Consider the following 20,941-nt stretch of genomic DNA (forward strand, 5'->3'; position numbering starts at 1 on the left):
GATCGGCGGGTCATCGCCGGAGGGCGACGACCGCCTCGACGTGATGGGAATGGGGGAAGAGGTCGAGACCGTGCACGCCGCCCTCGACGCGGTACCCGTTCACGGCGAATGTCGCCAGGTCTCGCGCGAGCGCGACGGGGTCGCAGGCCACGTAGATCACGACCCGGGGATCGAGGCCCGCGATCCCCTCCACGACCTCCCGCCCGGCGCCCGAGCGCGGAGGATCGAGGACGACGACGCCGCGGGACAGGCGCTCGCGCTCGCGCGCGGAGGCGTCCGCCCGCAGCCGCGCGACGTACCGGTCGACCCGCGCCGTCTCGGCGCGGGCACCGACCCACTCGGCGAGGTTCTCCCCCGCGTGCTCGGTCGCGCGGGCGTCGCTCTCGACGCTGACGACCCGGGTGGACGCGCCGCCGATGTCGGCCAGCGTGGCGGCGAAGAGGCCCACGCCTCCGTAGAGGTCGAGGTGGACGGCATCCGGGTCCAGGTCGCCCGCGGCCTCACGGACGCGATCGCCGACCGCCTCCGTCAGGGCTCCGGCCGCGAGGCGGTGCACCTGCCAGAAGCCGCCCGCGTCGACGCGGAACACGCGATCGCCGACGCGTTCCTCGACGACTTCGGCGGTCCCGGTCGCGCGGGATCCGTCGGGACGCGGGAGGACGCGCACCCGCCCGTCGGCCGGCTGGACGAGGTCGATCCGGCCGGGAGCCGCGCCGCGCAGCTCCGCGGCCGCACGGGCGATCGCGTCCGTCGCGAGCGGGAGATCGGGCGTCTCGATCACCCGGTGCGAGCGCGGAGCGAACGGACCGACGCGTCCGGCCTCGTCCACGTGCAGGCTCACGCGCGTCCGCCAACGGGTGCCGTCCGGTGTCTCGTCGACCCCGGCCGGACCCACCGAGACGGGGAGTTCGAGGCGTCCGACGCGCTCGAGCGACTCGCGGATCACCCGCTCCTTCAGCGCGCGCTGGTGACTGAGTTCGATGTGACCGAACTCGGCTCCGCCCACGCGCTCGTCGGGCGAACGGTCGATGGCGGCCGAGGGCCACACGTGCGCGCGCCGCTCGGGCGCGGCCTCGAGGACCTCGACGGTTTCTGCACGCCAGAACGCCTTCTTGCGCGTATCGGTGAGCCGCACGCGCACGCGCTCCCCGGGGAGGGTGTCCGGGACGAAGACCACGCGGCCCTCGTGCCGCCCGACGAAGATGCCGCCGTGGGCGACTCCGGTGATGTCGAGATCGATGAGGTCGCCGTTCTGCATCCTCCGAGCCTGTCACACGGCGGTCCCGGCGGGTCGCGTCGTCGGTAGCGTGGACGCATGCGCGTGTGCCTGGCATCCACTTCCCCCGCTCGACTCATGCTGCTGCGGCAGGCCGGAATCGAGCCCGAGGCCCGGGCACCCCGGGTCGACGAGGAGGCGGTGATCGCCGAGGTCGAGGCGGCGGAGGGGCGCACGCTGCCGGCGCCGGAGCACGTCCTTCTGCTCGCGCGGCGGAAGGCCGAGGACGTGGCGCTCCGCCTGGCCTCCGACGGGTCCGGGTTCGACGGATTCGTGATCGGCGGCGACTCGATGTTCGCGCTCGGCGACGAGATCCTCGGCAAGCCCTACACCGCCGAGGCGGCGACCGCGCGCTGGCGCGACATGCGCGGGCGCACGGGCGTGCTGCATTCGGGGCACAGCGTCTTCCGGGTCGCCCCCGGCCACGAGCCCCGGGAGGCGTTCGCCGTGGCCGAGGCGTCGGTGACCTTCGCCGCCGACGTCGCCGATGAGGAGATCGCGGCGTATGTCGCCAGCGGCGAACCGCTGCTCGTCGCGGGCGCGTTCACCGTCGATTCCCTGGGCGGCGCGTTCATCGAGCGCGTCGAGGGCGACCCCTCCACGGTGGTGGGGATGTCGCTGTCGACCGTGCGTCGCCTCGTCCGCGATCTCGGCGGATCGTGGACCGATCTGTGGAACCGTTCGTAGACTCCCCCACACGTTTTTCGGCGTTTCTTGTGGAGGAGGGTCAAAAGACCCGCACGACCCCTCGCTAGGCTGGGAGGATGCCGAAGATCGCCAAGGTACTCGTCGCCAACCGCGGCGAGATCGCCGTCCGTGTCATCCGCGCCGCACGCGATTCGGGCAAAGCCTCCGTCGCGGTCTACGCCGACCAGGACCGGGACGCCCTGCACACCCGCCTCGCCGACGAGGCGTACGCGCTCGAGGGCGCCACCAGCGCCGACACCTACCTCTCGATCGAGAAGATCCTCTCGGTCGCCCGCCGTTCCGGCGCGGACGCCGTCCACCCCGGATACGGATTCCTCGCCGAGAACGCCGACTTCGCCCGCGCCGTCATCGACGCGGGCCTCGTCTGGATCGGCCCGTCGCCCGCGGCGATCGAAGCGCTCGGCGACAAGGTCACCGCGCGCCACGTCGCCGAGAAGGTCGGGGCCCCCCTCGCCCCCGGCACCCCCGGGCCGGTGGCCGGCGCCGACGAGGTCATCGCCTTCGCCGAGCAGGTGGGCCTGCCCATCGCGATCAAGGCGGCGTACGGCGGCGGCGGACGCGGCCTCAAGGTCGCGCGCGAATTCGACGAGGTCGCCGAGATGTTCGAGTCGGCGACCCGCGAGGCCGTCGCAGCCTTCGGTCGCGGCGAGTGCTTCGTCGAGAAGTACCTCGACAAGCCCCGCCACGTCGAGACCCAGTGCCTGGCGGATGCCGCGGGGAACGTCGTCGTCGTCTCCACGCGCGACTGCTCTCTGCAGCGCCGTCACCAGAAGCTCGTCGAGGAGGCCCCGGCGCCGTTCCTCAGCGACGAGCAGAACGCGATCCTCTACTCGGCATCCAAGGCCATCCTCCGCGAGGTCGGCTACGTCGGGGCCGGGACGTGCGAGTTCCTCATCGGCGCCGACGGCACGATCTCGTTCCTCGAGGTCAACACCCGCCTGCAGGTGGAGCACCCGGTGTCGGAAGAGGTCACCGGAATCGACCTGGTGCGCGAGCAGTTCCGCATCGCCGAGGGCGAGGAGCTCGGCTACGACGACCCCGCGCCCACCGGCCACTCGATCGAGTTCCGCATCAACGGCGAAGACCCCGGCCGGAACTTCCTCCCGCAGCCGGGCCCGATCCACGTCTTCAAGACCTTCGGCGGCCCGGGGCTGCGCCTCGACTCCGGCGTGACGGCGGGCGACAGCGTCTCCGGCGCCTTCGACTCGCTGCTGGCGAAGATCATCGTGACCGGGCGCGACCGCGCCGAGGCTCTGGAGCGTTCGCGCCGCGCGCTCGACGAGTTCGAGGTCGCCGGACTCCCCACCGTTCTCCCGTTCCACCGCAAGGTCGTCCGCGACCCCGCGTTCACGGCCGAGGACGGCACGTTCGGCGTCTACACCCGCTGGATCGAGACCGAGTTCGCAGGCGGCATCCCCGCCTGGGACGGCGAGCTCGAGCCCCCCGTCGAGGCGCCCGGTCGACACACGGTCGTGGTCGAGGTCGGCGGCAAGCGACTCGAGGTGAGCCTCCCCGACCGCATCGCCGCGCCCGCAGCGAAGCCGGGCCGACCGGCCGTCGCACCGCCGTCGCGTCGGTCGCACGCCGCATCGCCGACCGCCGGGGCCACCGGTGACGCGGTGAAGTCGCCGATGCAGGCCACGGTCGTCAAGATCGCCGTCGAGGAGGGCCAGCAGGTCGTCAAGGGCGACCTCGTCGTCGTGCTCGAGGCGATGAAGATGGAGCAGCCCATCCAGGCGCACAAGGACGGCACCGTCGCCGGCATCGACGCCAGTCCCGGCACCACCGTCTCGGCGGGTCACCAGCTGCTGCTCATCAGCTGAGGCACCCTCCTCGCCTCCGGCGCCGCGTCCCTCCGGGGGCGCGGCGCCGTCGCGTTACGGCGGGTGCGCGCTGCGGCGGGTGCGCGCTGCGGCGGTGCGGCGGTGCGGCGGTGCCAGCCACGCATAAACGCGATCCGCACGCATAAACGCGAGCACACCGCGTTTCCACGCGCCGGAAGCGTTTATGCGTGAACGCACACCCCACGGAACCACCGAGCAGGATGGATGCCGCTCACCCGCGGCATCCCGAAGCTCAGTCCTCGCCGGGATCGTCGCGGTCGACGATGTGCATCGCGCGCGCGGCATCCGTGATGCTCGACGTGAGCGACGGGTACACCGCGAACACGCGGGCGACCTGATCGACGGTGAGGCGGCGCTCGACGGCGATCGCGATCGGGTAGATGAGCTCCGAGGCGCGGGGAGCGACGATCACGCCGCCCATGACGGTTCCGCTGCCCTGACGGGCGATGAGCTTGACGAAGCCGTCGGTGATGCCCTGCATCTTGGCGCGCGGATTGGCCGACAGCGGCAGCTTCTTCACGACGCCGGCGATCTTGCCGTCCGCGATGTCCTGCTCGCTGAAACCGACGGTGGCGATCTCGGGCGCGGTGAAGATGTTCGCGGTGATCCGGCGGGTCTCCAGCGGGATCACGACGTCGCCCAGCGCGTGGAACACGGCCTGACGACCCTGCATGGATGCCACGGACGCCAGCGGGAAGAAGTTCGTGCAGTCGCCCGCGGCGTAGATGTTCGGCACCGATGTGCGGGCGACGCGGTTCACGCGGATGTGGCCCGACGGCGTCATCTGCACGCCCGCCTGCTCCAGGCCGATCCCGGCGGTGTTGGGGATGGACCCCACCGCCATGAGGCAGTGGCTGCCCTCGATCGTGCGTCCGTCGGCGAGCGTCACCACGACGCCCTCTCCGGTGTTCACGACGGAGTCGGCGCGCGCCTTCGACAGCAGCGTCATGCCGCCGCGCTGGAAGACGCGCTCCAGGACGGCCGCGGCATCCTGGTCTTCGCCCGGGAGCACCTGGTCGCGGCTGGAGACCAGTGTGACCTTCGCGCCGAGGTTCATGTACGCCGAGGCGAACTCCGCGCCGGTGACACCCGAGCCGACGACGACGAGGTGCTGCGGCACCGACTTCATGTTGTAGAGCTGCGTCCACGTCAGGATGCGCTCGCCGTCGGGCTGCGCGGACGGCAGCTCGCGCGGCGACGCGCCCACGGAGACGACGAGCGTCTCGGCCTCGATGCGGTCGAAATCGGTGCCGCCCGCCTCGGTCGAGACGACCACGGCGCCGGAACCGTCGAGGCGGCCGTGACCGGAGATGATGCGGACGCCCGCGTCGAGGAGCGACGAGCGCATGTCGTCGGACTGCTGCCGCGCGAGCGAAAGGAGCCGCTGATTCACCGCCGCGAGGTTGATCGCGACCTCGGGGGTCAGCGGCTTGCCACGGTCGTCCTTGGCGAACAGCTGCACACCCAGCTCGCTGGCGCTGCGAATCGCCACGGCCGCGTCGGCGGTCGCGATGAGCGTCTTCGAGGGGACGACGTCGGTGATGACGGCCGAGCCGCCCACGCCCGCCCGCTCCACGAGAGTCACGTCGGCGCCCAGCTGGGCGGCGGAGAGAGCCGCTTCGTAGCCGCCGGGGCCACCGCCGACGATCGCGACGGACTGCTTGCGCTCGAAGCTCTGCACCATGGCATCCATTCTTCCCTAGTGCGACGCGCGGCCCGTGCGCCTGGCCCCGGATGCCGCGGCTTTCTAGAGTGGGTTCATGGCACACAGCAACTCTCACCCGCTCGACGACCCGGCGGCCGACCCGTTCGAGATCGCCGCAGCGGCGGCCTCCGACATCGCGCGCCTGTCCGGTGTCGAGCATCACGACATCGCGGTCACCCTCGGCAGCGGCTGGGGCCGCGCCGCCGAGCTCATCGGCGAGGAGACCGCGTCGTTCCCCGCGACCGAGGTCACCGGCTTCTCCAAGCCCGCCCTCGAGGGGCACGTCGGAACCCTCCGCAGCGTCCGCACCCCCGGCGGCAAGAACGTCCTCGTGATCGGCGCGCGCACGCACTACTACGAAGGCCACGGCGTCCGCCGGGTCGTGCACAGCGTCCGCACCGCCGCGGCCACCGGCGCGACCACGATGATCCTCACCAACGGCGCGGGCGGCATCCGCGAGACGTGGAAGCCCGGCCAGCCCGTCCTCATCAGCGACCACATCAACCTCACCGCCGACTCGCCCCTCGAGGGCGCGACCTTCATCGACCTCACCGACCTGTACTCGCAGCGCCTGCGCGACCTCGCCCGGTCGATCGATCCGACCCTCGACGAGGGCGTCTACACGCAGTTCCGCGGTCCGCACTACGAGACCCCGGCCGAGGTGCAGATGGCCAAGACCATCGGCGGCCACATCGTGGGCATGTCCACCGCGCTGGAGGCCATCGCCGCCCGGCAGGCCGGCATGGAGATCCTCGGCTTCTCGCTCATCACGAACCTGGCCGCCGGCATCCAGAAGACGCCCCTCAGCCACGCAGAGGTGCTCGAGGCCGGGCGCGAGGCCGAGCCGGTGATCTCCGCACTGCTGGCCCGTGTGATCGGCGCGCTGTGAGCGAGTACGTCGCCGCCGCGCGCGCCTGGCTCGCCCAGGACCCGGATGCCACGACCCGCGAAGAGCTCACGTCGCTCATCGAACGCGTCGAGGACGGGGATGCCGAGGCGGCCGCCGACCTGGAAGACCGTTTCGCCACCCGTCTCGCCTTCGGTACCGCGGGGCTCCGCGGCACACTCGGGGCCGGGTCGAACCGCATGAACCGGGTGCTCGTGGCGCAGGCCGCAGCGGGCTTCGCCGCGTACCTGCGCGAGAAGCAGCCCGCCGGGACGCCGACCGTGGTCGTCGGGTACGACGGACGCCGCAACTCCGACGTCTTCGCGCGCGACTCGGTCGAGATCTTCGCCGGGGCGGGGCTGCGCGCCATCCTGCTCCCCCGGATGCTGCCCACGCCCGTGCTCGCGTTCGCGGTGCGGCACCTCGGCGCCGACGCGGGTGTCATGGTCACCGCGAGCCACAACCCGCCGGACGACAACGGGTACAAGGTCTACCTCGGCGGCGCCGACGACGGCGCGCAGATCGTCTCGCCGGCGGATGCCGAGATCGCCGCGCACATCCAGCGCGTGGCCGATGCGGGTGACGTCACCGTCCTCCCCCGCTCCGTCGGGTTCGAGAACGCCCCGGAGGCGCTCGTCGAGGCGTACGTCGCCGCGACCGCCGCCGTGGCCCCCGCGCCTGCCGGCGCCGACGGGCTGCGGTGGGTCTACACCGCGATGCACGGCGTCGGGTGGGAGACGGTGTCCCGCGTGCTCGCCGAAGCCGGGTATCCCGCGCCGACGGTCGTCGAGGCGCAGATCCACCCGGACGGCCGCTTCCCCACTGTGGCGTTCCCCAACCCGGAGGAGCCGGGGGCGATGGACCTCGCCTTCGAGACCGCCCGCTCCGCCGACGCCGAGCTCGTCATCGCCAACGACCCGGATGCCGACCGCCTCGCCGTCGCGATCCCCGACCCCGAGGTCGAGGGCGGCTGGCGTCGCCTGACCGGCAACGAGATCGGCCTGCTCCTCGGCTGGCGCGCCGCGCGCACGGCATCCGGTGGCTCCCTCGCCTGCTCTCTGGTGTCGTCGCCCGGGCTGCAGGCCGTGGCCGAGCACTACGGCCTGGACTTCCACGCGACCCTCACGGGCTTCAAGTGGATCTCTCGCGCGCCGGGCATCGTCTACGGCTTCGAGGAGGCCCTGGGCTACCTCGTGAACCCCGAGACCGTGCGCGACAAGGACGGCGTCTCCGCCGCCGTCGCGTTCCTCGGGCTCGCCACCGCCGCACGCGCCGAGGGCCGCACCGTGGCCGACCTGCTGCAGGAGTTCCGCGACACCTTCGGCGCGTTCGCGAGCGACCAGATCTCGGTGCGCGTCACCGACCTGAGCGAGATCGGCGCGATCATGGCATCCCTCCGCGCCCAGCCGCCGTCCGCGGTGGGCGAGGTCGCGGTGTCGAGGATCGACGACCTGCTCGAGGGCGTCGACGGGCTGCCCCCGGGCGACGTGCTGCGCATCTGGCTCGAGGACGGCTCGCGCCTCATCGTTCGGCCCAGCGGCACCGAGCCGAAGCTGAAGCTGTACCTCGACGTGCGCGGCTCGTCGGCGAAGAAGGCCCGTCGCCGCCTCGAGGCGCTGCACGCCGGTGCCGAGGATCTGCTCGCGACGGTGCGCTGACGCGGGGCCGGGGCGCCGGTGCGCCGGGGTTTGGGGCGGATTCGGTGCAATGGGGCGGTCATCGTCCGCCCCATTGCACGAACTCAGCCCCGATGTCGCACGTCGAACCGTTGCTCCCCCGGACGATGGATCGTGATGCCATCCACAGAGGGGGCGGGGACGGCGCCCGTGCCCCGAACTCCCGCGACACAGTGGGGTGATGAACACCGCTGCCGTCGCTCTGATCCGGCGTTCGCAACTCGCGGAACACGGGTGGCACTCCCGCCGTGTCCGTCTCGAGGTGGAGAGGGGGTATCTTCGCCACATCCGCCCGGGTGTCTACGCCCGGGGTGCGGACGTCGACGGGCTCAGCCCCGAGCACAGGATCGTCGTGCGCGCGAAGGCACTGGTTCTCGTGAGCGCGAACCGTCCGACGTTCTGCGGCGTGACCGCCGCTGCGATCCAAGGACTTCCGTGCCTTCGCGATGACGGCCTGCTGCACGTGCTCTGCCCGGAGGCCCGACCGAGCGGTGCATCAGGCGTTGTACGTCATCGCGACCTTGCACGCGACCCGCACTACGTGGAACTCGACGGCCTTCGATGCACACCCCTCTCCCGAACGGTCGCCGACGTCGCCCGGATGGAGTCGCGCGATGTGGCGGTGACCGTCGCGGATGCCGCCCTTCGTGAGCGCGCGTTCACCCCTCCGGGCAGCTATGACCTCGACGAGGCAGAACGGTTCCGCGAGGAAGCGATGAACTGGACGCGACTCGCCACACGCGGACGCCACGCGGCGGAACGGGCGCTGACACTCGCGGACGGCCGGGCACAACTCCCCGGCGAGAGTGTGAGCCGATTGCGCCTGTTGGACTTGGGGTTCGCACCTCCGGCCCTGCAGGTTCCCGTCGCCGGCCCCCGGGGCAACACGTACTGGATCGACTTCGGGCTCGACGATGTCGGGGCGTGGGGCGAGTTCGACGGGATGCTGAAGTATCGGAGACTCGCGACGGACGCGGGCAGAAGCCCGCAGACGGTCGTCGAGGAGGAGAAGCGCCGTGAGGATTGGATTCGCGGCACCACCCAACGACGATTCGCCCGGTGGGGCTGGGAGCACCTGACCGATGCTGCGACGCTGGGTCGCCGCCTCTCCGCCTTCGGCATCACTCCCGGGTGAGCCGCCGCGCCGGGGCGCGATCCGTCCTCTCAAGCGCCGGGGCGCGATCCGTGCACCGGGGCGCGCAAGGACCGCCCCGCTGCACATCCTCCGCCCCAAAGCACGGGATGGGCGCACGCCCACAGAGCGTCAGCCGTCGATCACCGCGACCAACTCATCGAGGAACGCCGCGAAGTCCGTGCCACGCCGGACGATGCGCTGCACGCTGTCGCGCTCGCTGAACACCTCGACGAACTGCTCGAACACGGTCTGGAACGCCTCGCGGTCGGTCTCGCTGAACGCCACGAGCGCCACCACCTGCACGCGCCCCTCGCCCCACGCGATCGAGGGATCGGCGATGCCGATCGCGATGCGGGTCTGGGTCGCGGTCATGCCCATCGCGTGCGGCACGGCGAGCGCGTCGGTGAACGCCGTGGACGAGATCGCCTCTCGCTCCACCGCCCGAACGACGTAGTCGTCGTCGATGACGCCCTCGTCCACCAGCAGCCCGCCGAGGCGCCGGATGACACCGGCCTCGCCGCCGTCGGCATCCAGCCCGCGCACGAACGCATCGGGCGAGAAGTACGTCTCGAGTTCGGCGCGCAGCCGCGCGAGGCGCCGTCCGCGGCGCACCCGCGACGCCGCCGCCTGGACGCGCTCGACGTCGGCGTCGGTCAGGAACGGCTGGATGCGGACGAACCGGTCGCCGGGACGCGGCGGGTCGATCGTGGTGAGCACGAGGTCGGTGTCGATCGAGTCCCACGCCGGATCGATGCGCGTCTCGACGCCGACGACCTCGATGGCTTGACCGAGGGACCGGTCGACGCTCGAGCGCAGGAGCTCGTGCAACTCGTAGTACCCCGGGCACACGATCGTCGCGGTCAGCAGCTGGTCGGAGCGTCGGCTGCGCTCGAGCCGGCCGCCGACGTGCATCGCGATGTAGGCGATCTCGTCGTCGAGGATCGGGATGCCGAGGGCGTCCTGCAGGCCGCTGGCGATGTACACGGCGACCTCGAAGATCATCGGGTACGTGGACTTGAGCGAGCGGGTCAGCGGGTTGCGGGACCACGCCTGTTCGCGCGAGCGATGCAGCAGGTTCTGCACGTGGAGCGCCAGGCGCAGGACGAAGTCGTCGTGCGCGATGTCCACCAGATACTGGGATGCCGCAGCCTCCACGACCGCGCGCACCGCCGCCTCGACCGCGGGGTCGAGGCGCGAGCGCACGTCGTCGGCTGCGGGTGCACCGGGCGCGACGATACGGGTGAGGACCAGCGTGGCGAGGTGCCGCAGGTCGCCCGCACCCAACTGCACTCCGATGTGCTTGAGGGTCAGCCGGTCCAGCAGCTCGGCGACGGCGTCCGCGGCATCCGAGGACTCCCCCGCGGCGGCGCCGAGGCCCCGGTCGCGCGTGACCCGGTCGGCGGCGATCGCGATGTGCATGACCACGTCGCCGATGCCGATCTCGTTCACGAAGTAGCCGAGCGACCCGAGTTCGGCGACGAGCTCGGCCTTGAACGGTCCGAACGCGCGCGCGCCGACCGACCTCTCGCCGAGCGTGCGCCGGAGAGCGTCGAGGTCGAACATCCCGGCATCCATCTCGTCGTGCGCGAGCTTGGACAGCAGCCTCCGCTGAGCGACCTCGGTTCCGCGGAGGCGGGCGGTGGATGCCGAGCGCTCCAGGGTCAGTTCGGTCCCGCCGAGCAGCCCGCGCACGCGCGCGAGGTCGGCCTCGAGGGTCGCGGCGCTGACGTGCAGCGAGTCGGCGGTCTCGTAGACGTCGATGCCGTCGGCCGCGTCGAGGAGCCGCCGCACGAGCGTGTGCAGGCGATCGCGCGGGGTGCCGGTGTCGGCCGGCGAACCGGCGCGCAGCGCGAGGGCCGCGTCCGTGCCCGCGCGGTATCCGAGCGGGCCGGACTCGATCGCCCCGCCGCCGGCGACGCGGGCGTTCACCGCGGTGACGTACGAACGCACGCTGCGGGGGGTCACGCCCAGCGCATCCGCCAGCGACGCGGCCGTGGACCACTCCGCGTCCCGCAGCAGCAGGGCCAGCAGGCGGTCTTGGCGAGCTTTCGTCGTCACGATCCGTCCTCCGCGCCGCCCCCGGAATGGCAGCGCTCCCTCCATCCAACCACGCGCTTCCGCCCGCGGCGCCGGGGCGCGGCATCCGCGTTCCGGGGGGTGGGAAACGAACCTGGTTGTCCGCTGTGAACGCGGTGCCGAGAATCGAGGAGAAGGAGGCGGGTCGATGAGGATCCTCGTGGTGTGCGGCGCTGGTGCGTCCAGCACGTTCGTCGCACAGCGTGTTCAACGCGCCGCCCATGATCGCGGCCTCCCCTACTCCGCTTCGGCGGGGACCGCGAGGTCGCTCCCGATCGACCTCGATCAGGCCGACGTCGTGCTCGTCGGCCCGCACCTGGCCCCCGACCTGGAGCGGATCCGACAGGATGCCGCGACACGGGGAGTGCGGGTCGCGCTGCTGCCTGAGGACGTCTTCACCGACCTGACCGGAACCCGCACCCTCGCTCTCGTGGAAGAGGCGATGGGTGCGCGGGAATCCGCGGACACCGTCTGACCCGCCGCCGGAAAGGAACACCCATGCCCCAGATCACCCGGACGGTCCGTATCGGCTCGTCGCACGGCCTCCACGCCCGCCCCGCGAAGCTCTTCGCCCAGGCGGCGAAGGAGTCCGGCATCCCGGTCACCATCGCCAAGGACGCCGGCAGCCCGGTGAACGCCGCGAGCATCCTGGGGATCATCGCCCTCGGCCTGGAGCAGGGCGACTACGTCACCCTCACCGCCGACGGCGACAACGCCGAGGCGACGCTGGAGCGCCTCGCCGAGCTTCTGACCACCGACCACGACGCCGAGTAAAGGAATCACAGGAACATGACGGAACTTCGCGGAGTCGGAATCGGACTGGGCGTCGCCCAGGGACCCATCGCGCGCATGGCCGAGCCCCTGCCCGCTCCGAAGGACACGCCGAGCGACCGGTCGGTCGAGGACGAGACGGCCCGCGTGCGCGAGGCCGTATCGGCCGTCGCCCGCGAGCTCGAGGCGCGCGGGGCTCAGGCCGGCGGCGCCGCCCGCGACGTGCTCGAAGCCCAGGCGATGATCGCCGAGGACCCGACCCTCGAGGCCGAGGTGGACTCCCGCCTGGCCGCCGGCAAGAACGGCGAGTTCGCCGTCCACGACGCCTTCGCGTCGTTCCGCGAGCAGCTCGTCGCCCTCGGCGGCTACCTCGGCGAACGCGCCGCCGACCTCGACGACGTCGCCCAGCGTGTGATCGCGCGTCTCCGCGGCGTCGCCGCCCCCGGCATCCCCGACCCCGGTCACCCGTTCGTGCTGGTCGCGAAGGACCTCGCCCCCGCCGACACCGCGCTGCTCGACCTGGACAAGGTCCTCGCGCTGGTCACCACCGAGGGCGGCCCGACGTCGCACACCGCGATCCTCGCGCGGGAGAAGTCGATCGTCGCCGTCGTCGGCGCGAGCGGAGCGAAGGACCTCGTCGACGGTCAGACGGTGATCGTGGATGCCGCCGCCGGCGTCGTCACGGTCGACCCGAGCGACGACGACCTGGCGCGGGCCAAGAACCGCGCCGATGCGCGCGCGGCGGCCTCCTCCGCCCCGATCACCGACGGCGCCCTGTCGGACGGCACGAAGATTCCGCTGCTGGCCAACCTCGGCAAGCCCGGCGGTGCCGCCGAGGCCGTCGAGCTCGGCGCCGAGGGCGTCGGCCTCTTCCGCACCGAGTTCCTCTTCCTCAGCTCCAGCTCCGCCCCCACGGTCGAGGAGCAGCGCACCGCCTACATCGAGCTGCTCAGCGCCTTCCCCGGCAAGAAGGTGGTCGTGCGCGTGCTCGACGCCGGTGCCGACAAGCCGCTCCCCTTCCTCAACGACGCGCACGAGGAGAACCCCGCGCTGGGTCTCCGGGGCCTGCGCGCCCTCCGCGCGAGCGAGGACATCCTGCGCGAACAGCTCACGGCCCTCGCCGAGGCGGATGCCGAGACACGGAAGTCCGAAGCCGGCCCCGCCGATCTCTGGGTGATGGCACCCATGGTGTCGACCGTCGAGGAGACGCGGTACTTCACCGCCCTGGCCAAGGACTACGGGCTGAAGACCACGGGCGTCATGGTGGAGGTGCCCTCCTCGGCACTTCTCGCCGATCGCATCCTGCAGATCGCCGACTTCGCATCGATCGGCACCAACGACCTGACGCAGTACACGCTCGCCGCCGACCGGCTGCTCGGTTCGGTCGCGTCGTTCCAGGACCCGTGGCATCCGGCCGTCCTGCGCCTCATCCGCGAGGTCGGCGCCGCAGGCCGGGCGAACGGAAAGCCCGTCGGCATCTGCGGCGAGGCCGCCGCCGACCCGCTTCTCGCGATCGTCCTCGTCGGACTCGGCGCGACCACGCTGTCGATGGCGCCCACCGCGCTCGCCGACGTCCGCGCCTCGCTCCTCACCCACTCTCTCGACGATGCCTGCCGCATCGCCGAGGCAGCCCTGGCCGCGGACGACGCGGCCTCCGCCCGAGAGGCCGCGCAGGCAGCCTCCGCCACCACCGCGGCCTGAGCCGCGCGACACCCCGCGGCCCCGGTCGCATCCACAACAAGGAGACACAGCAATGACGACGGCGTCTACAGCCAAGAAGCCGGGAGGTGCACGGGTCGCGGTCCAGCGGTTCGGCACGTTCCTCTCCGGCATGATCATGCCCAACATCGCGGCGTTCATCGCGTGGGGCTTCATCACCATGCTCTTCATCCCCGCCGGATTCTTCGGCGCGAAGAGCCCCTTCGGGTGGCACTGGGCCCCTGTGGCCGAGATCATCGGCGGCGGCGGCGACGCGGCCACGATCGGGTGGCCGGGGGCCGCGACGGCGCTCACCGCCAACGCGGACGGCAGCACCTACCAGGGCTACGTCGGCCTGGTCAGCGTCATGATCACCTACCTCCTGCCCCTCCTCATCGCCAACACCGGCGGCCGCATGGTCTATGGCGCGCGCGGTGGCGTGGTGGCGACCATCGCCGTGATGGGTGTCATCGTCGGAACCAACATCCCGATGTTCCTCGGCGCGATGATCATGGGTCCGCTCGCGGCCTGGATCACCAAGCAGATGGACAAGCTGTGGGACGGCAAGATCCGCCCCGGCTTCGAGATGCTGGTCAACAACTTCTCCGCCGGCATCCTCGGCATGATCCTCGCGATCGTCGGCTTCTTCGCCTTCGGTCCCGTCTTCCTCGGCATCAGCGCGGTCCTCGGCAGCATCGTCGCGTTCCTCGTGCAGTTCAACCTGCTGCCCGTGCTGTCGATCATCGTCGAGCCGGCGAAGGTGCTGTTCCTCAACAACGCCATCAACCACGGCGTCTTCACCCCGCTCGGCATCGAGCAGGCTGCGGAGTCGGGCAAGTCGATCCTGTTCCTCATCGAGGCCAACCCCGGCCCCGGCCTGGGTCTGCTCCTCGCCTTCACCTTCTTCGGTGTCGGCGCGGCGAAGGCCTCGGCGCCCGGTGCCATCGTCATCCAGTTCCTCGGTGGCATCCACGAGATCTACTTCCCGTACGCGCTGGCCAAGCCCATGACGATCCTCGCGCTCATCGCGGGTGGCGCCGCGGGCGTCACGACGAACATGATCTTCAGCGGCGGCCTGGTGTTCCCGGCGGCCCCCGGCAGCATCATCGCCGTCACCGCCGCGGCGATCGGCGCCGGCCCCGGCAACCTCCTGGTCGTGTACCTCTCGGTGGCCGTCGCCGCCGTGGTCACGTTCCTGATCGCCGGTGTGATCCTGCGTGCCTCGCGCAAGCGCGACCTCGCGGCCGAGGGCGGCGACGACGCGTTCGCCGCGGCGATCGACCAGACCGAGGCCAACAAGGGCAAGGAGTCCTCGGCCCTGGGCGGCCTGCGTTCGCGCACGTCGAGCGACGTGACCGCGTCCGCCGACCACGACGTCGAGGGTGCCCTCGGCGGCCTCGGGGGCGCCGTCGCCACGAAGCAGCTGAACAACATCGTGTTCGCCTGCGACGCCGGCATGGGCTCCTCGGCGATGGGCGCGAGCGTCCTGCGCAACAAGATCAAGAAGGCCGGCATCGAAGGGGTCACGGTCACCAACCAGGCGATCGCGAATCTCGACGGTACCGCCGACCTGGTCATCACGCAGAACCAGCTGACCGACCGCGCGAAGGCGCAGAACCCCGACGCGATCCACGTCTCGGTGGACAACTTCATGAACTCGCCGAAGTACGACGAGGTCGTGGAGATGGTCCGCAGCCAGCACGAGGCGAAGTAACCCCCGCACGCCAGGGGCTGGGGCACAACCCCGGCCCCTGGCGTCTTCCCGTTCGGCCCGCGTTTTGCCAGGCTGGACAGTACGACGAGAAAGGCGAGAACCATGTCGGACGTCCTCCGCATCGAATCCGTTCGCATCCACCCCGGAAGCGCCACCCGCGAGGAGGCGATGAAGGAAGCCGCCGATCTGCTCGAAGCCGCCGGCTCCGTCACCGGCGAGTACTTCGCCGCCATGCAGCAGCGCGAGGAGACCGTGTCCACCTACATGGGCAACGAGCTCGCCATCCCGCACGGCACCAACGAGACCAAGCAGGCCATCCTCACCTCCGGCCTGTCGGTCGTCCGCTACGACGGGGGCGTCGACTGGGGCGGGGAGCCCGTCACCTTCGTCATCGGCATCGCCGGCAAGGGCGATGAGCACCTCGAGATCCTGTCGCAGATCGCCATCCTCTTCTCCGAGGAGGACGACGTCGCACGTCTGAAGGCCGCCTCCTCCCCCGAGGAGCTCTTCGAGGCCCTGTCGGGTTCCGTCAACGCATGAAGGCCGTCCATTTCGGCGCCGGCAACATCGGTCGCGGCTTCGTCGGTCTGCTGCTCCACGAGGGCGGCTACGAGCTCGTCTTCTCGGACGTGTCCGCTCCGCTCGTCGCGGCGATCAACGCGGCATCCGAGTACACCGTCCACGAGGTGGGCGAAGGCGGCGTCGACAAGACGGTGACCGGTTTCCGTGCCATCGACAGCTCGACGGATGCCGAGACCCTCGTCGACGAGATCGCGACCGCCGACGTCGTGACGACCGCCGTGGGACCCACGATCCTGAAGTTCGTCGCGCCGCACATCGTCGCGGGCCTCGCGCTGCGCGACCCCTCGCTCGCGCCCCTGCAGATCATGGCGTGCGAGAACGCGATCGGAGCGACCGACCAACTGCGCGAGCACGTGGTCGACATCGCCGGCGATTCCTGGGACGCCCTCGAAGCGCGCGCCGTCTTCGCGAACACCGCCGTCGACCGGATCGTCCCGGCCCAGGCCGTCGGCGGCGTCGACGTCACGGTCGAACCGTTCTACGAGTGGGCGATCGAGCGGGGGCCGTTCGGCGACACCCCGCCGCACATCCCGGGCGCGCACTTCGTCGACGACCTCGAGCCGTACATCGAGCGCAAGCTCTTCACGGTCAACACCGGACACGCCACCACCGCGTACTTCGGCGCGCAGGCCGGCATCGAGCGCATCTCCGACGCGCTGGCCGATCCGGCGATCGCGGCGAAGGTCGAGGCGGCGCTGCAGGAGACGAGCGCCCTCCTCGTGCAGAAGCACGAGCTGGACCCCGAGGTGCAGGGGCAGTACCGCGAGACGATCCTGCGGCGCTTCCGCAACCCCGCGCTCCCCGACACCGTGTGGCGCGTCGGCCGGCAGCCGCTGCGCAAGCTCTCCCGTCACGAGCGCTTCGTCGGCCCCGCCGCCGAGGCGATCGAGCGGGGCCTGCCCGTCGACGCACTCGTGGCCGCGATGGCCGCCGCCCTGGAGTTCCAGGATGCCGAGGACGCACAGGCCGTGGAGTTGCAGCGGTTGCTCGGAGAGCTCGACGCCGCCGCCTTCACCGGCCAGGTGACCGGTCTCCCGCCCGAGCACCCGCTGTTCGCGCCGATCGCGGAGATCGTCTCCGCACGTCAGGCCGCATTACGCTCGTGAGGTGACCGACACCAGCCCGTCCGCCGACGGGGCGCCCCGAGCGCCCCGTCGGCGTTTTCGTGTCCTGCGCTGGATCCTCGCGGGCCTCGGCGCCCTCGTGCTGCTCCTCGTCGCCGGCACCCTGATCTACAGCCAGGTCGGGGTCATGGGCGCGGAACCCGACCCGCTCGCCGAGGCACGCGCGAATCCCGGGCTCACCATCACCGAGGACTCCACCGCGGTGATCCTGACGCCGGTCGCCGGTGACACCGGCCGCGGACTCGTGTTCATCCCGGGCGCGAAGGTCGACGCCCTCGGCTACGTCGCGACGTTCGAAGACACCGTGGTCGACGACGGCGTGACGGTGGTGATCACCCGGCCGTGGCTGAACCTCGCGTTCTTCGACCCGCGCCGCCTCTCGACCTTCACCGACCTCGCACCGGATGTCTCGGCGTGGGCCGTCGGCGGACACTCGCTGGGCGGCGTCCGCGCCTGCCAGCTCGCCGGCGACGCCGACGCCCTCGTGCTGTTCGCGTCGTACTGCGCGAACGACCTCTCCGGGTCGGGGCTGCCGGTGCTCAGCCTCTCCGGCTTCGAGGACGGTCTCTCCACACCGCAGAAGATCGCCGACGCGGCGAAGGAGCTCCCCGCCGACGCGGTGTTCGTCGAGATCCCCGGCGCCTCGCACGCCTCTTTCGGCGCCTATGGTCCGCAGGCCGGCGACGGCACCCCGACCGCCGATCCCGCCGAGGTCGACCGCGTCATCGCCGAGCAGCTCGCGGCGTTCCTGCCGACGCCCTGACGCTGTGCCGTAGCCGTGGCCCCACGCGGCCGGGTTCGGCGTCCAAGACACGCGGATGCGACGACCGTGCATCCGCGTGTCCTGGACACTCGCGGCGCAAACAGCGCGGAATCGTCGCCCCGCGCCCCGTGCGGCGCGTCAGCGCTGGAAGCCCTCGGCGATGATCTCGATGAGCTCCTCGCGCTCCTCGACCGGCAGGAACGCACCGGCCGCGGCGTTGAGCTGGAAGGCCTCGAGGTCGTCGAGGTCGTAGTCGAACGCCTGCGCCAGCAGCCCGAGTTCTCGGGTCAGCGTCGTGCGGCTCATGAGGCGGTTGTCGACGTTCACCGTGACGGAGAAACCCAGCTGGTAGAGCAGATCGAACGGGTGGGCGTCCATCGTGTCGCCCCAGGCCGTGACCGCGCCGCTCTGCAGGTTCGACGTCGGCGACAGCTCGAGCGTGATCTCGCGGTCGCGCACCCAGCGCGCCATGTCGCCGAAAGTGACGAGCACCTCCTCGCCCTCGCGCGACACGACGTCGAGGTCGTTCGCGATCCGCACACCGTGGCCGAGGCGCACGGCCCGGCCGTCGATGAGAGCGGAGCGGATGGATGCCAGCCCCGCGCCCTCACCGGCGTGCACCGTCGTGGGGAAGAACTGCTCGGCCAGGTAGTCGAACGCCGCGCGATGGTTCGACGGAGGGAAGCCGTCCTCGGGACCGGCGAGGTCGAACCCGACCACGCCGCGCCCGCGCCACGCCACCGCCAGTTCGGCGATCTCGCGGGAGCGCGACCCCTGGCGCATGGCCGTGAGCAACTGCCCCACCCGGATGTCCTTGCCGCGGGCGTCCGCGGCATCCTCGCCCTCTTCGATGCCCTCCTGCACGGCATCCACGACGTCGTCCAGGCTCAGGCCGCGCGTGAGGTGCTGCTCGGGAGCCCACCGCACCTCGGCGTACACGACGCCGTCGTCGGCGAGGTCCTCGACGAACTCCTTCGCAACGCGCACGAGCCCCTCGCGCGTCTGCATCACGCCGATCGTCGCGTCGAACTTCTCGAGGTAGTCCTCGAGCGATCCTCCGTCGATGTGGTCCGAGAACCACGCCTCGAGACCCTTCGCGTCATCGGCGGGGAGGTCGAGGTCGATCTCATCGGCCAGTTCCAGGACGGTCTGCGGACGGAGCCCGCCGTCGAGGTGGTCGTGCAACGACACCTTCGGCAGATTCTTCAGCTTCTTGCCCTGGATGCGGACGTCGTCGGTGGCCATGGTGCTCCTCGGGTCGGATGCCATCACGCGGTGATGCGCTCGCGCACGAGCGGGGTGCGCGCGGGAGCGCTGTCGCCGATCTCCCACGCGCCCTCGACCGCAGCGAGGGCGCGATCGAAGCGCGTCTCATCATCGGCCGAGAGGGTGAACAGCGGCTGACCGGCCGCGACGGAGTCGCCGACGGTGACGTGGAGGTCGATCCCGGCTGCGTGCACCACGGCGTCCTCGGCGCGGGCGCGTCCGGCGCCCAGGCGCCACGCCCCGATGCCGAAGGGCAGCGCCTCGACGAGGGTGACGACGCCGGAGCGATCCGCGACGACCGTGTGGGTCTCGCGCGGGGTCGGGAGCGCGGCATCCGGGTCGCCGTCCTGCGCGCGGATCATGCGCTTCCACACGTCCATCGCACGGCCGTCGGCCAGGGCGGCCTCGACGTCGGCGTCGGGACGACCCGCGAGGGTGAGCATCTCGCGGGCGAGCGCGACGGTCAGCTCGACGACGTCGGCCGGGCCGCCGCCGGCGAGGACCTCGACGGACTCGCGCACCTCGTTGGCGTTGCCGATCGCGCGCCCGAGCGGGGTGTTCATGTCGGTCAGGAGCGCCGTGGTGTTCACGCCGGAGTCGGTGCCGAGGGCGACCATCGTCTCGGCGAGTTCGCGCGCGCGGTCGATGTCCTGCATGAAGGCGCCGGAGCCGAACTTCACGTCGAGCACGAGCGAGTCGGTGCCCTCCGCGATCTTCTTCGACATGATGCTCGAGGCGATCAGCGGGATCGCCTCGACGGTGCCGGTGACATCGCGCAGCGCGTAGAGCTTCTTGTCGGCCGGGGCCAGGCCCGTTCCCGCCGCGCAGATCACGGCGCCGACGTCGGCGAGCTGCGCGAGGATCTCGTCGTTGGACAGCGCGGCCCGCCACCCCGGGATCGACTCGAGCTTGTCCAGCGTGCCGCCGGTGTGCCCGAGACCGCGGCCGGAGAGCTGCGGAACGGCGACGCCGAATGCGGCGACCAGCGGCGCCAGTGGCAGCGTGATCTTGTCGCCCACCCCACCGGTGGAGTGCTTGTCGACGGTGGGCTTGTCGAGCGAAGAGAAGTCCATGCGCTCGCCGGAGGCGATCATGGCATCCGTCAGCACCCGGATCTGGTCGCGGCCGAGACCGTTCAGCAGGACCGCCATCGTGAACGCCGACATCTGCGCGTCCATCACGTAGCCGCGCGTGTAGGCGTCGACCAACCAGCGGATCTCACCCTCGGAGATGGCCCGACCGTCGCGCTGCGCGCGGATGATGTCGACCGCGTCGTACTGCTCGGTGCTCACCGGGCCGCCTCCTCGAGGTCGCGCGGACCGAAGGCGTCCGGGAGGACCTCGTCGATCGTGCGGATGCCGCTGACGGTCTCGAGCAGCATGCCCGGGATCGCGTGCTCGAAGAGCAGCTGACGGCACCGGCCGCAGGGCATGAGCGTGCGGCCCTCACCGTCGACGCACACGAAGGCCACGAGCTGACCACCGCCGCTCATGTGGAGTTCCGAGACCAGCCCGCACTCGGCGCACAGCGTCACGCCGTAGGAGGCGTTCTCGACGTTGCACCCCGAGACGATGCGTCCGTCGGCGACGAGCGCCGCGGCGCCCACCTTGAAGCGGGAGTACGGGGCGTAGGCGCGATGCATGGCCTCGGTGGCGGCGGAACGGAGTTCGTCCCAGTCGATGTCGGTCATCGTGGAGCGGAGGGTCCTCTCGTGAAG

18 protein-coding genes are annotated in these 20,941 nt (G+C 71.4%); 12 read left to right on the forward strand and 6 right to left on the reverse strand.

The window, feature by feature from the left end; genetic code table 11:
• Positions 1–10: 10 nt before the first annotated feature.
• A complete protein-coding gene (locus CSIV_RS05855; RefSeq protein ID WP_077050457.1) occupies positions 11–1,258 on the reverse strand; it encodes a class I SAM-dependent RNA methyltransferase in 1,248 nt (415 codons plus the stop codon).
• 57 nt (positions 1,259–1,315) lie between these two features.
• On the opposite strand from CSIV_RS05855, the gene CSIV_RS05860 reads away from it, so the two are divergent.
• Positions 1,316–1,963, forward strand: coding sequence for a Maf family protein (locus CSIV_RS05860; protein WP_077050458.1), 648 nt, complete (start codon positions 1,316–1,318; stop codon positions 1,961–1,963).
• Positions 1,964–2,040: 77 nt separating this feature from the next.
• Entirely contained in the window at positions 2,041–3,807 is a 1,767-nt protein-coding gene (locus CSIV_RS05865; RefSeq protein ID WP_077050459.1) for an ATP-binding protein, read from the forward strand.
• A gap of 253 nt (positions 3,808–4,060) precedes the next feature.
• On the opposite strand, the gene CSIV_RS05870 is transcribed toward CSIV_RS05865, so the two are convergent.
• Positions 4,061–5,521 (reverse strand): NAD(P)H-quinone dehydrogenase, encoded by a 1,461-nt coding sequence (locus tag CSIV_RS05870; protein WP_077050460.1) that lies wholly within the window; start codon positions 5,519–5,521, stop codon positions 4,061–4,063.
• 67 nt (positions 5,522–5,588) lie between these two features.
• Here CSIV_RS05870 and CSIV_RS05875 point away from each other — a divergent pair, with 67 nt between their 5' ends.
• From CSIV_RS05875 to CSIV_RS05885, 3 genes are all read left to right on the forward strand, one after another.
• Positions 5,589–6,422 carry a purine-nucleoside phosphorylase gene (locus CSIV_RS05875; RefSeq protein ID WP_077050461.1) on the forward strand — a complete coding sequence of 278 codons (834 nt, stop codon included), beginning with the start codon at positions 5,589–5,591 and terminating at the stop codon, positions 6,420–6,422.
• Positions 6,419–8,077 (forward strand): phospho-sugar mutase, encoded by a 1,659-nt coding sequence (locus CSIV_RS05880; protein ID WP_077050462.1) that lies wholly within the window; start codon positions 6,419–6,421, stop codon positions 8,075–8,077. The genes CSIV_RS05875 and CSIV_RS05880 overlap by 4 nt, the downstream gene beginning before the upstream one ends.
• Before the next feature lie 199 nt (positions 8,078–8,276).
• The gene (locus CSIV_RS05885; protein WP_077050463.1) at positions 8,277–9,230 is read left to right on the forward strand and encodes a type IV toxin-antitoxin system AbiEi family antitoxin domain-containing protein; all 954 of its coding nucleotides are present in this window, start codon (positions 8,277–8,279) and stop codon (positions 9,228–9,230) included.
• Between the two features lie 129 nt (positions 9,231–9,359).
• Here the strand turns inward: CSIV_RS05885 and CSIV_RS05890 are convergent, their stop codons facing one another.
• Positions 9,360–11,288 carry a BglG family transcription antiterminator gene (locus CSIV_RS05890; protein ID WP_175627572.1) on the reverse strand — a complete coding sequence of 643 codons (1,929 nt, stop codon included), beginning with the start codon at positions 11,286–11,288 and terminating at the stop codon, positions 9,360–9,362.
• Positions 11,289–11,454: 166 nt separating this feature from the next.
• Between CSIV_RS05890 and CSIV_RS05895 the strand changes: the two genes are divergently transcribed.
• The 7 genes from CSIV_RS05895 to CSIV_RS05925 all read left to right on the forward strand — a co-directional run bounded on the left by CSIV_RS05895 (position 11,455) and on the right by CSIV_RS05925 (position 17,958).
• The gene (locus CSIV_RS05895; protein WP_077050464.1) at positions 11,455–11,781 is read left to right on the forward strand and encodes a PTS sugar transporter subunit IIB; all 327 of its coding nucleotides are present in this window, start codon (positions 11,455–11,457) and stop codon (positions 11,779–11,781) included.
• A 23-nt stretch (positions 11,782–11,804) separates the two neighbouring features.
• Positions 11,805–12,080 carry an HPr family phosphocarrier protein gene (locus tag CSIV_RS05900; protein WP_077050465.1) on the forward strand — a complete coding sequence of 92 codons (276 nt, stop codon included), beginning with the start codon at positions 11,805–11,807 and terminating at the stop codon, positions 12,078–12,080.
• A gap of 15 nt (positions 12,081–12,095) precedes the next feature.
• Entirely contained in the window at positions 12,096–13,778 is a 1,683-nt protein-coding gene (ptsP, locus tag CSIV_RS05905; RefSeq protein WP_077050466.1) for a phosphoenolpyruvate--protein phosphotransferase, read from the forward strand.
• Positions 13,779–13,830: 52 nt separating this feature from the next.
• Positions 13,831–15,489, forward strand: a complete 1,659-nt coding sequence (locus CSIV_RS05910) for a PTS mannitol transporter subunit IICB (protein ID WP_077050467.1) — start codon at positions 13,831–13,833, stop codon at positions 15,487–15,489.
• A 102-nt stretch (positions 15,490–15,591) separates the two neighbouring features.
• Complete coding sequence (locus CSIV_RS05915) at positions 15,592–16,029, forward strand: PTS sugar transporter subunit IIA (protein WP_077050468.1); 438 nt, start codon at positions 15,592–15,594, stop codon at positions 16,027–16,029.
• Entirely contained in the window at positions 16,026–17,177 is a 1,152-nt protein-coding gene (locus CSIV_RS05920) for a mannitol-1-phosphate 5-dehydrogenase (protein WP_077050469.1), read from the forward strand. The genes CSIV_RS05915 and CSIV_RS05920 overlap by 4 nt, the downstream gene beginning before the upstream one ends.
• A 1-nt stretch (position 17,178) precedes the next feature.
• Complete coding sequence (locus CSIV_RS05925) at positions 17,179–17,958, forward strand: alpha/beta hydrolase (RefSeq protein WP_077050470.1); 780 nt, start codon at positions 17,179–17,181, stop codon at positions 17,956–17,958.
• A 138-nt stretch (positions 17,959–18,096) separates the two neighbouring features.
• Here CSIV_RS05925 and CSIV_RS05930 read toward each other — a convergent pair whose 3' ends face one another.
• Genes CSIV_RS05930 through CSIV_RS05940 form a run of 3 tightly spaced genes read right to left on the reverse strand, consistent with a single transcriptional unit; the run spans position 18,097 to position 20,914 of the window.
• Complete coding sequence (locus CSIV_RS05930; protein ID WP_077050471.1) at positions 18,097–19,203, reverse strand: adenosine deaminase; 1,107 nt, start codon at positions 19,201–19,203, stop codon at positions 18,097–18,099.
• Between the two features lie 23 nt (positions 19,204–19,226).
• Positions 19,227–20,516 carry a thymidine phosphorylase gene (locus tag CSIV_RS05935; protein ID WP_077050472.1) on the reverse strand — a complete coding sequence of 430 codons (1,290 nt, stop codon included), beginning with the start codon at positions 20,514–20,516 and terminating at the stop codon, positions 19,227–19,229.
• The gene (locus CSIV_RS05940) at positions 20,513–20,914 is read right to left on the reverse strand and encodes a cytidine deaminase (RefSeq protein WP_058595516.1); all 402 of its coding nucleotides are present in this window, start codon (positions 20,912–20,914) and stop codon (positions 20,513–20,515) included. Before CSIV_RS05940 ends, CSIV_RS05935 begins: the two co-directional genes overlap by 4 nt.
• Between the last annotated feature and the right edge of the window lie 27 nt (positions 20,915–20,941).

This window comes from Microbacterium sp. CSI-V, from assembly GCF_001984105.1.
Lineage (GTDB): Bacteria > Actinomycetota > Actinomycetes > Actinomycetales > Microbacteriaceae > Microbacterium.

What these genes read in the sequence shown, in the direction of transcription:
- CSIV_RS05855 (WP_077050457.1), bottom strand. Translation starts at nt 1,258, where the DNA reads ATGCAGAACGGCGACCTCATCGATCTCGACATCACCGGAGTCGCCCAC.
- CSIV_RS05860 (WP_077050458.1), top strand. Translation starts at nt 1,316, where the DNA reads ATGCGCGTGTGCCTGGCATCCACTTCCCCCGCTCGACTCATGCTGCTG.
- CSIV_RS05865 (WP_077050459.1), top strand. Translation starts at nt 2,041, where the DNA reads ATGCCGAAGATCGCCAAGGTACTCGTCGCCAACCGCGGCGAGATCGCC.
- CSIV_RS05870 (WP_077050460.1), bottom strand. Translation starts at nt 5,521, where the DNA reads ATGGATGCCATGGTGCAGAGCTTCGAGCGCAAGCAGTCCGTCGCGATC.
- CSIV_RS05875 (WP_077050461.1), top strand. Translation starts at nt 5,589, where the DNA reads ATGGCACACAGCAACTCTCACCCGCTCGACGACCCGGCGGCCGACCCG.
- CSIV_RS05885 (WP_077050463.1), top strand. Translation starts at nt 8,277, where the DNA reads ATGAACACCGCTGCCGTCGCTCTGATCCGGCGTTCGCAACTCGCGGAA.
- CSIV_RS05895 (WP_077050464.1), top strand. Translation starts at nt 11,455, where the DNA reads ATGAGGATCCTCGTGGTGTGCGGCGCTGGTGCGTCCAGCACGTTCGTC.
- CSIV_RS05900 (WP_077050465.1), top strand. Translation starts at nt 11,805, where the DNA reads ATGCCCCAGATCACCCGGACGGTCCGTATCGGCTCGTCGCACGGCCTC.
- ptsP (WP_077050466.1), top strand. Translation starts at nt 12,096, where the DNA reads ATGACGGAACTTCGCGGAGTCGGAATCGGACTGGGCGTCGCCCAGGGA.
- CSIV_RS05910 (WP_077050467.1), top strand. Translation starts at nt 13,831, where the DNA reads ATGACGACGGCGTCTACAGCCAAGAAGCCGGGAGGTGCACGGGTCGCG.
- CSIV_RS05915 (WP_077050468.1), top strand. Translation starts at nt 15,592, where the DNA reads ATGTCGGACGTCCTCCGCATCGAATCCGTTCGCATCCACCCCGGAAGC.
- CSIV_RS05920 (WP_077050469.1), top strand. Translation starts at nt 16,026, where the DNA reads ATGAAGGCCGTCCATTTCGGCGCCGGCAACATCGGTCGCGGCTTCGTC.
- CSIV_RS05930 (WP_077050471.1), bottom strand. Translation starts at nt 19,203, where the DNA reads ATGGCCACCGACGACGTCCGCATCCAGGGCAAGAAGCTGAAGAATCTG.
- CSIV_RS05940 (WP_058595516.1), bottom strand. Translation starts at nt 20,914, where the DNA reads ATGACCGACATCGACTGGGACGAACTCCGTTCCGCCGCCACCGAGGCC.